The following is a 16,075-nucleotide window of genomic DNA, read 5'->3' as shown; positions in this document are numbered from 1 at the left end:
ACCTTACTCGCCCTGCTCGGCAGCCGGAACTTCCGGCGCTGCGGCAGACGGAGTCTGTTCAGTTGCTTCTTTGATGCTCAGACGGACACGGCCCTGGCGGTCAACTTCCAGAACCTTAACCGGCACTTCCTGACCCATCTGCAGGTAGTCAGTCACTTTCTCAACGCGCTTGTCAGCGATCTGCGAGATGTGAACCAGACCTTCTTTACCGCCGCCGATGGCAACGAACGCGCCAAAGTCAACGATACGGGTCACTTTACCATTGTAGATACGGCCAACTTCGATCTCAGCGGTGATCTCTTCGATACGACGGATAGCATGTTGTGCTTTGTCGCCGTCAGTCGCTGCGATCTTCACAGTACCGTCATCTTCGATTTCGATGGTGGTACCGGTCTCTTCGGTCAGGGCACGGATAACAGAACCGCCTTTACCGATAACGTCTTTGATCTTGTCCGGGTTGATCTTGATGGTATGGATACGCGGTGCGAATTCAGAGATATCGCCGCGCGGCGCGTTAATCGCCTGCTCCATCACGCCCAGGATGTGCAGACGCGCACCTTTAGCCTGGTTCAATGCAACCTGCATGATTTCTTTGGTGATACCTTCAATTTTGATATCCATCTGCAGCGCAGAGATACCGTCGCGGGAGCCCGCTACTTTGAAGTCCATATCGCCAAGGTGGTCTTCGTCACCGAGGATGTCAGACAGCACGACGAAGTTGTCGCCTTCTTTCACCAGGCCCATGGCGATACCCGCCACGGCGGCTTTCACCGGCACACCAGCGTCCATCAGCGCCAGAGAGGCACCGCAGACGGAAGCCATGGAAGAAGAGCCGTTAGATTCGGTGATTTCAGACACCACGCGTACGGTGTACGGGAATTCTTCGATAGTCGGCATCACGGCCAGAACGCCGCGCTTAGCCAGACGACCGTGACCGATTTCACGACGCTTCGGAGACCCCACCATGCCAGTTTCACCTACGGAGTACGGAGGGAAGTTGTAGTGGAACAGGAAGGAGTCGGTACGCTCGCCCATCAGTTCATCGATGTTCTGCGCATCGCGTGCGGTACCCAGCGTCGCGGTAACCAGCGCCTGCGTTTCGCCACGGGTGAACAGTGCGGAACCGTGAGTACGCGGCAGAACGCCGGTACGAACGTCCAGACCACGGATCATATCTTTTTCGCGACCATCGATACGCGGCTCACCGGCCAGCACGCGGCTACGAACCACGTTTTTCTCGATAGCGTGCAGGATTTCACCCAGTTCGTTAGCGTCCAGGGTTTCATCTTCTGCAACCAGCGTAGCGATGGTTTCAGATTTGATCACATCAACCTGAGCGTAACGCTCTTGTTTGTCGGTGATACGGTAAGCATCGCTCAGGCGGGATTCAGCCAGCGCAGCAACGCGCGCGTTCAGCGCTTCGTTGACGGCTTCCGGCTGCCAGTCCCAACGTGGTTTACCGGCTTCTTTCACCAGGTCGTTGATGTTCTGGATAACAATCTGCTGCTGCTCGTGGCCAAAGACCACCGCGCCCAGCATCTGGTCTTCGCTCAGCAGTTCCGCTTCGGATTCCACCATCAGTACGGCCGCTTCGGTACCGGCCACCACCAGATCCAGTTTGCTGGACTTCAGCTCTTCCTGGGTCGGGTTCAGTACGTACTGGTCGTTGATGTAACCCACGCGCGCGGCGCCGATTGGGCCATTGAACGGAATACCAGACAGGGACAGCGCTGCGGAAGCGCCGATCATCGCGACGATATCCGGGTTAACCTGCGGGTTAACGGAAACAACGGTGGCGATAACCTGAACTTCGTTAACGAAGCCTTCCGGGAACAGCGGGCGAACCGGGCGGTCAATCAGACGCGCGATCAGGGTTTCGCCTTCGCTTGGGCGGCCTTCACGACGGAAGAAACCACCCGGGATTTTACCGGCAGCGTAGGTGCGCTCCTGGTAGTTAACCGTCAGCGGGAAAAAGTCCTGGCCTGGCTTCGCTTTTTTCTGGCCCACAACGGTCACGAATACCGCAGTGTCATCCATGCTAACCATCACAGCGGCCGTTGCCTGGCGCGCCATCATGCCGGTTTCCAGGGTCACGGTATGCTGGCCGTACTGGAATTTACGAACGATCGGATTAAGCAAAATTCTATCCTTTTTATCTATAAATCACGCCATATCCACGACATAGCGTCTATTGACCCGATCCTCTGCATCCTCGCGACTAATGACAACCTTTACCCGCCCCTGCGGATGAAGCCTCTCATTAGCCGCGCGAACCTCTGCATGAAGATCATTACTAGCAACAATACATGAGTTTTGAATGAATTGCTGCCGCCCGGTCGAAAAAAGGGGCCGTCAGGCCCCTTTTTCTGAAACTCGCAGAATTAGCGACGCAGACCCAGACGCTCGATCAGCGCGGAGTAACGTGCAACATCTTTACGTTTCAGGTAGTCGAGCAGTTTACGACGCTGAGAAACCATGCGCAGCAGACCACGACGGCTGTGGTGATCTTTTTTGTGCTCTGCAAAGTGGCCCTGCAGGTGGTTGATCTGTGCAGTCAGCAGTGCAACCTGAACTTCGGTAGAACCGCTGTCGTTTTCGCCACGACCAAACTCAGAAACGATTTTTGCTTTAGCTTCAACGCTTAGAGACATTTTAGAACTCCAGAAATTAAAAGAAAGAAAGGGTGCCGATCTCTAATTCAGCGACCCCTGATGCAACGCCCGAAAATGTTAAAACACTTTAGCGGACGTTAAGCGGCGATATTCTACTCGTAGCAGGCTTTTATCGCAAGAAAAGCGCTTACGCCGGGTATTCCACCACCAGACGACGCGGCGCCACGCGGCCTTCATCGTCAATTTCGCCCATGCCGAGAAACTTGCCGGATTCGCTTTCCATCACCCGCACCAGCCCGTTAAGCGGCGCGCCTGACTGACGTACCGGGTTGCCGTTTTTAAAATAGACCGCGGAGGTCTCCGGGATGGTCACCAGCGGATAGTCCGAGGCCGGGCTGTCCATGGGCATCAGTAGCGGATCGAGCAGCTGCGCGGCAGGAATATCCTGCGCCGCCGCCTGATCGACCAGCGCCTGCAGCTGCTCGAGGGTTACCATCCGCTCAACCGGGTATTTGCTCACCGCCAGGCGACGCAGGAAAATCACGTGCGCGCCGCAGCCGAGCTTCTCACCTAAATCATCGATAATCGTCCGGATGTAGGTGCCTTTCGAGCAGTGGATCTCCAGCTCCAGCTCATCGCCTTCGTGGCGGATAAACAGCAGCTCATAGACGGTAATCGGCCGGGATTCCCGCGGGACGTCAATCCCCTGACGGGCATATTCGTATAGCTTCTTGCCCTGATATTTCAGCGCCGAGTACATCGACGGCACCTGCTGCGTCTCGCCGCGGAAGCTGTCCAGCGCCGCCGCCAGCTGTTCGTCGCTAAAGGTCAGCGGGCGCTCTTCCACCACCTGGCCGTCGGCATCGGAGGTATCGGTGCGCTGGCCAAGTTTGGCGATCACGCGGTAGCGCTTATCGGAATCCAGCAGGTATTGGGAAAACTTGGTCGCTTCGCCAAGGCAGATCGGCAGCATGCCGGTCGCCAGCGGATCCAGCGCGCCGGTGTGTCCGGCGCGGTTGGCGTTATATATACGCTTTACTTTCTGCAGCACATCGTTGCTGGAGGCGCCCTGAGGCTTATCCAGCAGCAATACGCCGTGCACGTCGCGGCCGCGACGACGAGGACGACTCATCAGTCCTCCTTGCTGTCGTCCGGGTTCACACGACGCTCATCGTCGTGTTTCACCACGCTGGTGACCAGGTTGGACATGCGCATCCCTTCTACCAGTGAGTTGTCGTAGAAGAAGGTCAGCTCCGGCACGATGCGCAGGCGCATCGCTTTCCCCAGCAGAGAGCGGATAAAGCCAGAGGCTTCCTGCAACGCTTTGATGCCCGCTTTCACCGCGGCTTCATCTTTGTCGTTGAGGAAGGTGACATACACCTTGGCATAGGCCAGGTCACGGGACATTTCCACACCGGAAACGGTGGTCATCATGCCCAGACGCGGGTCTTTGATTTCACGCTGCAGGATAATCGCAATCTCTTTTTGCATCTCCTGGGCCACGCGCTGCGGGCGACCAAATTCTTTCGCCATAATAAATTCTCCAGAATAAAGACAAAAAAGGGGCCTAAAGCCCCTTTTTAAAATGATTGCCGGGTGGCGCTTCGCTTCCCCGGCGGCTTAGCCATCCGATGATTAATCGATGCTACGCTGGATTTCGATGATTTCGAACACTTCGATCATATCGCCAACGCGAACGTCGTTGTAGTTCTTCACACCGATACCACATTCCATGCCGTTACGGACTTCGTTAACGTCATCTTTGAAGCGGCGCAGGGATTCCAGCTCGCCTTCATAGATAACCACGTTGTCACGCAGCACGCGGATTGGGTTGTGACGTTTGATGGTCCCTTCGGTAACCATACAGCCCGCGATGGCGCCGAATTTCGGCGATTTAAAGACATCGCGCACTTCAGCCAGACCGATGATCTGCTGTTTCAGTTCCGGAGACAGCATACCGCTCATCGCCGCTTTCACTTCGTCGATCAGGTTATAGATGACGGAGTAGTAGCGCAGATCCAGGCTTTCCGCTTCGATAACTTTACGCGCAGAGGCATCGGCACGAACGTTGAAGCCAACCAGAATCGCGTTGGATGCTGCAGCCAGGGTGGCGTCGGTTTCGGTGATACCACCTACGCCGGAACCGATGATCTTCACTTTCACTTCGTCGGTAGACAGTTTCAGTAAGGAATCGGAAATCGCTTCGACAGAACCCTGTACGTCCGCTTTCAGCACGATGTTCACTTCGTGAACTTCGCCTTCGGTCATGTTAGCGAACATGTTTTCCAGTTTAGATTTCTGCTGACGCGCCAGCTTAACTTCACGGAATTTGCCCTGACGATACAGCGCCACTTCACGCGCTTTTTTCTCGTCACGAACCACGGTCACTTCGTCACCGGCAGCCGGCACACCGGACAGGCCGAGGATTTCCACTGGAATGGACGGACCCGCTTCCAGCACTTCGCGACCCAGTTCGTCACGCATCGCACGCACACGGCCGTATTCGAAGCCGCACAGAACGATATCACCCTTGTGCAGAGTACCTTCGCGAACCAGAACGGTAGCAACCGGACCACGACCTTTATCAAGGAAGGATTCGATCACTGCGCCGCTCGCCATCCCGTTACGGACCGCTTTCAGCTCGAGGACTTCAGCCTGCAGCAGGATCGCGTCCAGCAGGTCGTCGATACCGGTACCGGCTTTCGCGGAGACGTGGACGAACTGGCTCTCGCCGCCCCACTCTTCCGGCAGGATGCCGTACTGGGACAGTTCATTCTTCACGCGGTCCGGATCGGCTTCAGGCTTATCGATCTTGTTCACCGCAACTACCACCGGCACCTGCGCCGCTTTGGCGTGCTGGATAGCTTCGATAGTCTGCGGCATCACGCCGTCGTCTGCCGCCACCACCAGAACCACGATATCCGTCGCCTGCGCACCACGAGCACGCATGGAGGTAAACGCGGCGTGGCCTGGGGTATCCAGGAAGGTGATCATGCCGTTGTCGGTTTCTACATGGTAAGCACCGATGTGCTGGGTAATACCACCCGCTTCGCCGGAGGCAACCTTAGTAGAACGAATGTAGTCTAGCAGCGAGGTTTTACCGTGGTCAACGTGACCCATGATGGTCACAACCGGTGCGCGCGGTTCAGCCGCCGCGCCGGTGTCACGGTCGCTCATTACCGCTTCTTCCAGCTCGTTTTCACGACGCAGGATAACTTTGTGGCCCATCTCTTCGGCAACCAGCTGTGCGGTTTCCTGGTCGATGACCTGGTTGATGGTCGCCATGGCGCCCAGCTTCATCATCGCTTTGATGACCTGAGAACCTTTCACCGCCATCTTGTTAGCCAGTTCGCCAACGGTGATGGTTTCGCCGATCACCACGTCACGGTTAACGGCCTGCGCCGGCTTCTGGAAGCCCTGCTGCAGAGCAGAACCTTTACGGTGCTTACCGCCTTTACCGCCGCGAACGGCCGCACGGGCTTCTTCACGATCGGCTTTCGATTCAGCGTGTTTGTTGCCTTTCTTCGCCGGACGCGCCGCTTTGCTGCTGCGGCTGCGGCCGCGACCGCCTTCAACTTCACGATCGTTATCATCTTCAGCCTGACGAGCATGCTGTGACGTGGTGACGTGATAGTCGCTGGTGTCTTCCGGGCTGTCTGAAGTTTCAGACCAATTTTTTTCGTTTTCTTCTGCCATACGGCGTGCTTCTTCCGCTACACGGCGCGCTTCTTCTTCAAGTTTGCGGCGTGCTTCTTCTTCCGATTTGCGCTTCAGTTCCGCGGCTTCGTTCTCGCGACGGATCTTTTCAGCCTGGGCGGTTTTGGTCATTTCGTCGGTATGTTGATTGCTCACTTTGTCTTTTTCCGCAGCTTCACGTTTCGCTTTATCAGCGACTTCACGTTTAGCTTGTTCTGCGGCCTCACGTTCAGCTTTTAATTGCGCCTCGCGTTTCGCTGCTTCTTCAGCTTCACGACGGGCCTGCTCTTCCGCTTCACGCTGCGCCTGCTCTTCCGCGGCCAGGCGTTCAGCCTCTTGCGGATCGCGTTTCACAAAGGTGCGTTTCTTGCGGACTTCGATTTGTACCGATTTACTCTTTCCACCGGTACCTGGAATATTCAACGTACTGCGCGTCTTACGCTGTAACGTCAGCTTGTCTGGCGCCGAACCATGCTCACGGTTCAGGTGCGTCAACAAAGTTTGTTTCTCTTGCGAGGTCACAGAATCATCAGCCGTTTTGCGGATGCCTGCGTCAGCAAATTGCTGTATCAGGCGATCCACAGAGGTCTGAATCTCTGAGGCCAGCGCTTTAATAGTCACATCTGTCATGCTGTTCCTTCCTGCTACAGTTTATTACGCTTCGTCGCCGAACCAACAAATGTTGCGAGCGGCCATGATGAGCTCGCCAGCTTTCTCGTCGGTCATCCCTTCGATATCAGCCAGGTCATCAACGCCCTGCTCGGCGAGATCTTCCAGCGTACAAACACCACGGGCAGCCAGTTTGAATGCCAGGGCACGATCCAGACCTTCGAGATTCAACAGATCATCGGCAGGTTTGTTATCTCCCAGGCTTTCTTCCTGAGCCAGCGCCAGCGTAGTCAGTGCGTTTTTCGCACGCTCACGAAGTGCTTCAACGGTGGCTTCATCCAGACCGTCGATTTCCAGCAGTTCTTTCATCGGCACATAGGCCAGCTCTTCCAGCGAGGAGAAGCCTTCTTCAACCAGCACTGTCGCGAAATCTTCATCAATATCGAGATATTTGGTGAAGGTATCGATAGCGGCATGCGCTTCCGCCTGGTGCTTAGCCTGCAGATCGTCAACGGTCATCACGTTGAGTTCCCAGCCGCTGAGCTGCGAGGCCAGACGAACGTTCTGACCGTTACGGCCAATCGCCTGCGCCAGGTTGCCCGCTTCTACCGCGATATCCATGGTGTGTTTATCTTCATCCACCACGATGGACGCGACGTCTGCCGGCGCCATAGCGTTAATCACGAACTGCGCCGGGTTATCATCCCAGAGGACGATATCGATACGCTCGCCGCCCAGCTCAGTGGAAACCGCCTGCACGCGCGCGCCACGCATACCGACGCAAGCGCCAACCGGGTCGATACGCTTGTCGTTGGTTTTCACCGCGATTTTGGCACGAGATCCCGGATCGCGAGCCGCCGCTTTGATTTCCAGCACTTCTTCACCGATTTCCGGCACTTCGATGCGGAACAGTTCGATCAGCATCTCAGGTTTGGAACGGGTCACGAACAGCTGGGCGCCACGCGCTTCCGGACGGACTGCGTACAGTACGCCGCGAATGCGGTCGCCCGGGCGGAAGTTCTCACGCGGCAGCATATCTTCACGCAGGATCACGGCTTCAGCGTTGTTGCCCAGATCCAGAGTGATGTTGTCGCGGTTCACTTTTTTCACCACGCCGGTGATGATCTCACCTTCGTGCTCGCGGAACTGATCGACCACCATTGCGCGCTCGGCTTCGCGAACTTTCTGCACGATAACCTGTTTAGCGGTCTGGGTGGTGATGCGGTCGAAAGTGACAGACTCAATCTGATCTTCGACGTAGTCACCGACGTTCATGCTTTCATCTTCGAAACGCGCGGCTTCCAGCGTGATCTCGCGCGTCGGCTGGGTCACTTCTTCTACAACCAGCCAGCGACGGAAAGTGTCGAAATCGCCGCTCTTACGGTCGATTTCAACGCGAACGTCGATCTCTTGTTCGTATTTTTTCTTGGTGGCCGTTGCCAGCGCGCTTTCCAGCGCTTCGAAAATTTTCTCACGCGGCAGCGCTTTTTCGTTGGAAACGGCTTCAACAACAGCCAAAATTTCTTTGTTCATCGGGGCCTTTCACCTCAATCCAGACTGTTAAAAGTGGGGAACCAGGTTCGCCTTCTGGATGTTACTCAGCGCGAACACTTCATCTTTGCCTTCGACGGTTACCGTGATCATTTCACCGTCTACCGCTTTGATAATGCCCTGCCATTTGCGACGGTTCTGAACCGCCATGCGCAGCACCAGCGCAACTTCTTCGCCAGTGAAACGTTGATAGTGTTCGGCGGTGAACATCGGACGGTCGAGACCAGGCGAAGAGACTTCCAGGTTGTAAGCGACAGTGATCGGGTCTTCGACATCCATGACGGCGCTTACCTGGTGGCTCACATCAGCACAATCATCAACGTTGATGCCATCTTCACTATCAATATAGATGCGCAGTGTGGATGTGCGACCGCGAATAAATTCGATGCCGACCAGCTCAAAGCCAAGCGCTTCAACCGGCGCAGTGAGCATCTCTGTCAATTTTTGCTCTAATGTGGACAAACCCACCCCCAAGACATAAAAAAAGGGCGTATAGCCCAGTTATTCTGAAGTCAGATAACAAAAAACCCCGATAAATCGGGGCTTTAGATAACTGAACCCTGAGATCGCCATGGCGATCTGGAACACCTTCCGCAAGAATTCTTTCAAATTCGGCTACGAAGGACACCTAGTCCTCACAGTATATTTGAAAAAGTACTTAATGGGAAAGTGGTTGCGGGGGCCGGATTTGAACCGACGACCTTCGGGTTATGAGCCCGACGAGCTACCAGGCTGCTCCACCCCGCGCCTGAAACGTGGCATATTTTACTCTTTTTGAGCAAAAGACGCAAATACTGCTGGGATTTGGTACCGAAGACGGGACATAAAATCGGGATGAATTGTAACGGCAACTAGTATATTTTGTCAACATGCATTTTAGCGCCCCCGATTGCCGTTTGTGCTGGTATTTCAGGCTTTTTTAGCAAAAAGATGATGAAGCCCTTCCTGTCGCCAGTAAAAGATGGTTAAATGAATACTCACAATTAATGCATAAAAATGCAGTTAAGGTTGTTGGGTCGAACTCACCACAGTCTATCGAGCAGGGTTTTATTTTATGACGACGATTCTCAAGCATCTCCCGGTTGGTCAACGTATTGGTATCGCTTTCTCTGGTGGACTGGATACCAGCGCCGCGCTGTTATGGATGCGCAAAAAAGGCGCCGTGCCTTATGCATATACCGCTAACCTGGGTCAACCGGACGAAGACGACTACGATGCTATTCCGCGCCGCGCGAAAGAGTACGGCGCCGAAGGTGCCCGTCTGATCGACTGCCGCAAACAGCTGGTCGCAGAAGGGATCGCCGCGATTCAGTGTGGCGCTTTCCATAACACCACTGGCGGGTTGACCTATTTCAACACCACGCCGCTGGGCCGCGCGGTCACCGGCACCATGCTGGTAGCGGCAATGAAAGAAGACGGCGTTAACATCTGGGGCGATGGCAGCACCTATAAAGGCAACGATATCGAACGTTTCTATCGCTACGGCCTGCTGACCAACGCTGAACTGCAGATCTACAAACCGTGGCTGGACAGCGATTTCATCAATGAACTCGGCGGCCGTCACGAAATGTCCGAATTTATGATCGCCTGCGGCTTTGACTACAAGATGTCGGTCGAGAAAGCCTATTCCACCGACTCCAACATGCTCGGCGCTACCCACGAAGCGAAAGATCTGGAGTTTCTGAATTCCAGCGTCAAGATCGTCAACCCGATTATGGGCGTGAAGTTTTGGGACGAAAACGTGAAGATCCCTGCGGAAGAAGTCACCGTACGCTTTGAGCAAGGCCACCCGGTGGCGCTGAATGGCAAAACCTTCGCCGATGACGTTGAAATGATGCTGGAAGCCAACCGCATCGGCGGTCGTCACGGCCTGGGCATGAGCGACCAGATCGAAAACCGCATTATCGAAGCGAAAAGCCGCGGCATTTATGAAGCCCCGGGGATGGCGCTGCTGCATATCGCCTACGAGCGTCTGCTGACCGGTATTCATAACGAAGATACTATCGAGCAGTATCACGCTCACGGTCGCCAGCTGGGCCGTCTGCTGTATCAGGGCCGCTGGTTCGATTCCCAGGCGCTGATGCTGCGTGATTCGCTGCAGCGCTGGGTCGCCAGCCAGATCACCGGCGAAGTCACCCTTGAGCTGCGTCGCGGCAATGACTACTCGATCCTCAATACGGTATCAGACAACCTGACCTATAAAGCAGAGCGCCTGACCATGGAAAAAGGCGATTCCATGTTTACCGCTGAAGACCGTATCGGCCAGTTGACCATGCGTAATCTGGATATCACCGATACTCGCGAGAAGCTGTTCGGCTACGCGCAGTCTGGACTGCTGAGCGCCTCCTCAGCGACGGGTTTACCGCAGGTTGAAAATCTGGAAAACAAAGGCAAATAATCGCCTGACGATGTTTACTCTCTCTGCCGGCGGCTCTCCGCCGGCTTTTTATTTTTTGTTACCAGTCAGCAGCAGAAAAATCGAAAAGAGGCATTTTTTCCTTATCACCCGGCCGGCAAAATTGTTGACTATAATAGCCTCAATTGATTAATTCATATCTGGTGATAAACATCATGAATATTAAACCGCCGATCAGGCCGCAAAAGGCCATTGACCGACTGATCGATGTGCTTGAGCCACACGCGACGCCCGTTAACGCGATCGCCAGAAAAAGACTAACGTGGGAATATAAAGGTAAGACCCAACTCTTTATTTTTAAAAAAGGCGAGCTGTCGATTATTCGTAATTCCGACAAGCTATTGATGGTGACCGTCTATGAGCCGCATCTGTTCGGCGTGGCGGAAATGCTGCAGCCCAGCCGCAGCCATAGTCTGCGGGCGGAGGTCTCTTCCGAACTGCTGCGTATCGATTATGACCTGGCGTCGGCGCTATTCCGTCAGCACAACCTGTGGGAAGAAGTTACCAGCCTGCTGGCTTATCATACCTCGTATATGGTATATCGTGACGATCTGGTCCTGCAGCAGCGAACCTATTCGGTGATCCGTAACCATCTGCTGGAAATGATGCTCTTAACCGAAGAGACTCGGCAGCGCGTGTCTATTCTGGAATATATTCAGGACCGGACCCATCTGTCGCGCAGCAGTATTCTCAATGTCTTGTCAGCCTTAAAGAAAGGCGGTTATATTGCCTTTGCCCGCGGCGGTTATTTGCAAAGTATCGCCTCGCTTCCGGAAAAATTCTAACCCGCGCCCGTCACCATCTTTTTGTCGTTATTCACCTTACTGTTGAAAATGTTTAAATTTAAATCAATAAACGCTAACGGTAAAAAAAGAAAAATTTTATGCTGAGTTCCTGAATTTACCGGTGGACAACATGTCCCTGAGATCAACCAGCAGACTGCCACTCACGGCGTTAACCGCCGGGCCTGCATCAGCTCAGGATATGCCACCGGAAATCGGCCAGGCGTGAGCAGCGGCAGCGGGAGTTGACCCCTCTTGTTTGCCGCCTGCAGCGACCATAACGATGAGATCCAAGAACCCGTTAATTTTGCCCGAACGCCCGTATCGGGCTTTTTTTTATCTGAAGGAATTCAACAATGAAGTCTATTGCTCCAAAAATGGTTGCCGTGATGATCGCTTTAGGGGCCAGCAGCGCTGCCTGCGCATCCGTTAACCTGCATGGTGAAGCCGGCGCCGAGTTTACCAATCTGTCCGCCAGCTTTGGTGCCGGGGAACCTGGCATGACGTTCAACACCCAGTGGGCCCACAGCGACAATGACGGGGACAGCGTAGGACTGGGAATGGGTTACAACTTTAACCTCGGACCCTTTCTGATGACGCTGGGCGGTAAAGGGGTCTATTTGAACCCTAAAGATGGTGATGAAGGTTACGCTATCGCCGCAGGTGGCGGAGCAGAACTCCCACTCGGCCAGTACTTCACGCTCTTCGGTGAGGGTTATTACTCGCCGGACTCGATGTCCAGCGGCGTCGATGATTATGTGGAGGCTAATGCCGGGCTACGCCTTAACGTGCTTCCGTCGCTAAATATCGAAGCTGGCTATCGTTATATCGATATGGCGGGGAAAGATGGCAACCGCGACAACACCCTCGCCGACGGGGCCTATGCCGGGGTTAACTTCCGCTTTTAATCCATGCACAGGGATTGCCTTCCGGCAGTCCCTGTCTCATCTCAGCTGGTCAGTGGCACGCTTTTCAGTACACGGTTGATCTCCTGCAGACCAGCAATATTATTCTCTTTACGGTAAACGTCATTCATGGATGCCATCTGCTCCAGGCGGGTCAACGCGCCATACACCTGATATGCCTCGCTGTGTCTGTCGAACACATCGCGGCGCTCCACATCCTGCAAATAATGGCTTTTCAACGAATGATTAAGGCGACCAATCAGTGCCGTATTGTCCTGGAAATAGCGCGTCACCGCCTGGGCATTGTTCGCCGCAGTCCCCGGCTCACTGTGCGATACCGGTACGGTTAGCGTATTAATCGTCTCCACCGTTTTGGATGGGGATGTTGAACTGCATCCCGCTAAACCGAGCACGCCGGCGACGATAAGCACCCCGATCTTGTTCATTGTGTCACTTCACCTCTGTTAATTTGACGAGGCGACTTTAACGACAGCAAAAGGAGGGGACCAGCGAAGAGATGTTTAATAATAAATGGTCGGTGGGGACAAAAACAAAAAAAGACGCTTTTCAGCGTCTTTCTTCTGGAATATTGGTACCGAGGATGGGACTCGAACCCACAAGCCCGTTAGGGCACTACCACCTCAAGGTAGCGTGTCTACCAATTCCACCACCTCGGTACAGAATACTTAGTGCGGGATATCGCTGGTCGGCTGAGCCGGCGCAGTTGGCTGAGTTTGCTCCGTTTTCGGCGCGCTCAGGTTATCCCACTCACTTCCTTTACTGGTCTTGTTGCTGTTGATATTACCCAGCGCCAGACTGATGATGAAGAACAGCGCAGCCAGGATGCCGGTCATACGGGTCATGAAGTTACCAGAACCGCTGGACCCAAACAGTGTGCCGGAAGCGCCTGCACCGAAGGAGGCTCCCATATCAGCGCCTTTACCTTGCTGCAGCATAACCAGACCTACGAGGCCAATCGCTACAATAAGGAAAACAACCAAAAGAGCTTCGTACATAATCAACCTGTTCCTTGCGGATTTGCCGCATACCAAGTGCTTCGACCAATAAAGCGGGACGTTTTAACGTTTCCCACTGAAGCGGGTGTGAATACTAACCAAAGCGAATGACCTTCGCAAGGGCAATTTCGACACATTGTATCAACTGCAGAAAAAAACAGCAAAAAGCCGGTATTCGATCATAAAAAAGGCGGCAAGCGCCGCCTTTTTAACCACTTAGCCGGCAAGCTTAGACGCTTTTTACCGCTTCGGCGATGCGATGCGCAAACTCGTGCACCTGATCTTCATGCTCGCCTTCCACCATGACGCGGATCAGCGGCTCCGTACCCGATTTACGCAGCAGGACGCGGCCACGCTTACCTAATGCCGCTTCCACTTCTGCGGTCACCGCTTTGACATGCTCATTCTCCAGAGGGTTGCCGCTGCCCTCGGTAAAGCGCACATTCACCAGCAGCTGAGGGAACATCTTCATGCCGCTGCACAGGTCATGCAGGCTCATGTGGTTGCGTACCATCGCCGCGACCACCTGCAGACTGGCGACGATGCCATCGCCGGTGGTGGTTTTATCCAGCAGGATCACATGGCCGGAGTTTTCCGCACCGATGCGCCAGCCTTTTTCCTGAAGCATCTCCAGCACATAGCGGTCGCCCACCTTCGCACGGGCAAACGGGATGCCTAGCTGCTTGAGCGCCAGCTCCAGGCCCATATTGCTCATCAGCGTACCGACGGCGCCGCCGCGCAGCTGTCCCTGACGCAGCCCTTCCCGGGCGATGATGTAGAGGATTTGGTCACCATCGACTTTATTGCCTTCATGGTCAACCATGATCACCCGATCGCCATCGCCGTCGTAGGCAATGCCCAGATCGGCTTTTTCCGCCAGCACGCGCGCCTGCAGCGCCCGCACGTCGGTAGCCCCGACCTCTTCGTTGATGTTGAGGCCGTCAGGCTCACAGCCCATCGCGATAACCTGGGCGCCCAGCTCGCGGAATACATTAGGAGCGATGTGGTAGGTTGCGCCATGCGCACAGTCCACCACCACTTTCAGCGTGGAGAGGCTCAGTTCATTGGGAAAGGTGCCTTTACAAAACTCAATGTAGCGCCCCGCGGCATCGACGATACGGCTGGCTTTACCCAGCTCAGCCGAATCCACACAGGTGAGTTCTTTCTCCATTTCGGCTTCAATCGCCTCTTCCACATCATCAGGCAGCTTGGTGCCCTCAATGGAGAAGAACTTGATGCCGTTGTCGTAGAAAGGGTTATGTGAAGCGGAGATGACGATCCCCGCCTCGGCGCGAAAGGCGCGCGTCAGGTAGGCAATCGCCGGCGTCGGCATTGGCCCGGTGAACGATGCAGAGAGTCCCGCTGCCGCCAGCCCGGCTTCCAGCGCCGATTCCAGCATATAGCCCGAAATACGGGTATCCTTGCCGATGATAATTTTACGCGAGCCGTGGCGCGCTAACACTTTACCCGCCGCCCAGCCGAGCTTAAGCACAAATTCCGGAGTGATCGGCGCATCGCCGACGCGGCCACGAATACCATCGGTGCCAAAATACTTGCGGTTACTCATAACGTTTTTTTCCCTTAGCGGCGAGGGTGGCTTCCACCACGCGCAGCGCTTCTACCGTTTCTTTGACATCATGGACGCGGATAATCTGCGCGCCCTGCATTGCTGCTATGACGGCACACGCCAGGCTGCCGTTCAGCCGTTCCGACGGCCCAACGTTCAGCAACTGACCTACCATCGACTTACGCGACATACCGACCAGCAGCGGCAGACCAAAGTGATGAAACTCTCCCAGCCTGGCCAGCAACTGATAATTGTGGGTGAGATTTTTACCGAAACCGAATCCCGGGTCGAGCAGCAATTTTTCTTTTGCGATCCCCGCCTGTTCGCAGCGCACGATGTGTTCATTAAAAAAGCGCTCTACATCGGCGAAGACATCCTCATACTTCGGCGCCTCCTGCATGGTTTTCGGCTGTCCCTGCATATGCATCAGACACACCGGCAGCCCGGTTTCCGCCGCGGCCTGCAGCGCGCCGGGTTCGGTCAGCGAACGAATATCGTTAATGATATGCGCCCCCGCTCGGGCCGATTCGCGGATAACCTCCGCTTTGGAGGTGTCCACTGAGATCCACACCTCAAAGCGCTGGGCGATAGCCTCCACCACCGGGATCACCCGCGCAAGCTCCTCTTCCACGCTAACCTCAGCCGCCCCTGGCCGCGTCGATTCACCGCCGATATCAATGATGGTCGCCCCGGCGTTGATCATCAGATTGGCATGCTTCACCGCCTCAATCAGCGAATTATGGGCGCCGCCATCAGAGAAGGAGTCAGGCGTCACATTAAGAATACCCATCACGTGGGGGTGAGAGAGATCGAGGGTTGAGCCCTGGGCTACAAGTTTCATCACAAAATCCCTGAGACAGAAGAGGTTAAAAAAGAAAAACCCCGGAGCGGGCGCCCCGGGGTTTTAAGGTTAAAACAAGA

14 protein-coding genes and 2 tRNA genes are annotated in these 16,075 nt (G+C 54.9%); 3 read left to right on the top strand and 13 right to left on the bottom strand.

What is annotated here, in order from left to right:
- Positions 1-3: 3 nt before the first annotated feature.
- The 8 genes from pnp to ACLEXF_RS14940 all read right to left on the bottom strand — a co-directional run bounded on the left by pnp (position 4) and on the right by ACLEXF_RS14940 (position 9,215).
- Positions 4-2,139 (bottom strand): polyribonucleotide nucleotidyltransferase, encoded by a 2,136-nt coding sequence (gene pnp, locus ACLEXF_RS14975; protein WP_004206170.1) that lies wholly within the window; start codon positions 2,137-2,139, stop codon positions 4-6.
- A 242-nt stretch (positions 2,140-2,381) separates the two neighbouring features.
- Positions 2,382-2,651, bottom strand: a complete 270-nt coding sequence (gene rpsO / locus ACLEXF_RS14970) for a 30S ribosomal protein S15 (protein ID WP_002918244.1) — start codon at positions 2,649-2,651, stop codon at positions 2,382-2,384.
- 148 nt (positions 2,652-2,799) lie between these two features.
- Positions 2,800-3,744, bottom strand: coding sequence for a tRNA pseudouridine(55) synthase TruB (truB, locus tag ACLEXF_RS14965; RefSeq protein ID WP_017899913.1), 945 nt, complete (start codon positions 3,742-3,744; stop codon positions 2,800-2,802).
- Positions 3,744-4,145, bottom strand: a complete 402-nt coding sequence (gene rbfA / locus ACLEXF_RS14960; protein WP_002918248.1) for a 30S ribosome-binding factor RbfA — start codon at positions 4,143-4,145, stop codon at positions 3,744-3,746. Before rbfA ends, truB begins: the two co-directional genes overlap by 1 nt.
- Before the next feature lie 102 nt (positions 4,146-4,247).
- Positions 4,248-6,938, bottom strand: a complete 2,691-nt coding sequence (gene infB, locus ACLEXF_RS14955) for a translation initiation factor IF-2 (RefSeq protein ID WP_004206173.1) — start codon at positions 6,936-6,938, stop codon at positions 4,248-4,250.
- 24 nt (positions 6,939-6,962) lie between these two features.
- Positions 6,963-8,450, bottom strand: coding sequence for a transcription termination factor NusA (nusA, locus tag ACLEXF_RS14950; protein WP_002918252.1), 1,488 nt, complete (start codon positions 8,448-8,450; stop codon positions 6,963-6,965).
- Positions 8,451-8,477: 27 nt separating this feature from the next.
- Entirely contained in the window at positions 8,478-8,930 is a 453-nt protein-coding gene (rimP, locus tag ACLEXF_RS14945) for a ribosome maturation factor RimP (protein WP_002918364.1), read from the bottom strand.
- Positions 8,931-9,138: 208 nt separating this feature from the next.
- A tRNA-Met gene (locus tag ACLEXF_RS14940) sits at positions 9,139-9,215 on the bottom strand.
- Between the two features lie 307 nt (positions 9,216-9,522).
- Between ACLEXF_RS14940 and argG the strand changes: the two genes are divergently transcribed.
- The 3 genes from argG to ACLEXF_RS14925 all read left to right on the top strand — a co-directional run bounded on the left by argG (position 9,523) and on the right by ACLEXF_RS14925 (position 12,574).
- Complete coding sequence (gene argG / locus ACLEXF_RS14935; RefSeq protein ID WP_004144895.1) at positions 9,523-10,866, top strand: argininosuccinate synthase; 1,344 nt, start codon at positions 9,523-9,525, stop codon at positions 10,864-10,866.
- A 173-nt stretch (positions 10,867-11,039) separates the two neighbouring features.
- Positions 11,040-11,669, top strand: a complete 630-nt coding sequence (locus tag ACLEXF_RS14930; RefSeq protein WP_004206175.1) for a winged helix-turn-helix transcriptional regulator — start codon at positions 11,040-11,042, stop codon at positions 11,667-11,669.
- A gap of 353 nt (positions 11,670-12,022) precedes the next feature.
- Complete coding sequence (locus tag ACLEXF_RS14925) at positions 12,023-12,574, top strand: YfaZ family outer membrane protein (protein ID WP_032456656.1); 552 nt, start codon at positions 12,023-12,025, stop codon at positions 12,572-12,574.
- A 41-nt stretch (positions 12,575-12,615) separates the two neighbouring features.
- On the opposite strand, the gene ACLEXF_RS14920 is transcribed toward ACLEXF_RS14925, so the two are convergent.
- From ACLEXF_RS14920 to folP, 5 genes are all read right to left on the bottom strand, one after another.
- Entirely contained in the window at positions 12,616-12,864 is a 249-nt protein-coding gene (locus ACLEXF_RS14920) for a hypothetical protein (protein WP_074447386.1), read from the bottom strand.
- Between the two features lie 297 nt (positions 12,865-13,161).
- Positions 13,162-13,248: transfer RNA gene (locus ACLEXF_RS14915), tRNA-Leu, on the bottom strand.
- Between the two features lie 9 nt (positions 13,249-13,257).
- Positions 13,258-13,587, bottom strand: a complete 330-nt coding sequence (gene secG / locus ACLEXF_RS14910; protein ID WP_002918369.1) for a preprotein translocase subunit SecG — start codon at positions 13,585-13,587, stop codon at positions 13,258-13,260.
- A gap of 229 nt (positions 13,588-13,816) precedes the next feature.
- The gene (gene glmM, locus ACLEXF_RS14905) at positions 13,817-15,154 is read right to left on the bottom strand and encodes a phosphoglucosamine mutase (RefSeq protein ID WP_004206179.1); all 1,338 of its coding nucleotides are present in this window, start codon (positions 15,152-15,154) and stop codon (positions 13,817-13,819) included.
- The gene (folP, locus tag ACLEXF_RS14900) at positions 15,147-15,995 is read right to left on the bottom strand and encodes a dihydropteroate synthase (RefSeq protein WP_004206182.1); all 849 of its coding nucleotides are present in this window, start codon (positions 15,993-15,995) and stop codon (positions 15,147-15,149) included. Before folP ends, glmM begins: the two co-directional genes overlap by 8 nt.
- Positions 15,996-16,075 lie beyond the last annotated feature (80 nt).

This window comes from Klebsiella pneumoniae complex sp. WS1778 (assembly GCF_049472055.1).
GTDB lineage: Bacteria > Pseudomonadota > Gammaproteobacteria > Enterobacterales > Enterobacteriaceae > Klebsiella > Klebsiella quasipneumoniae.
This window is presented reverse-complemented; position numbering and strand designations above follow the sequence as displayed.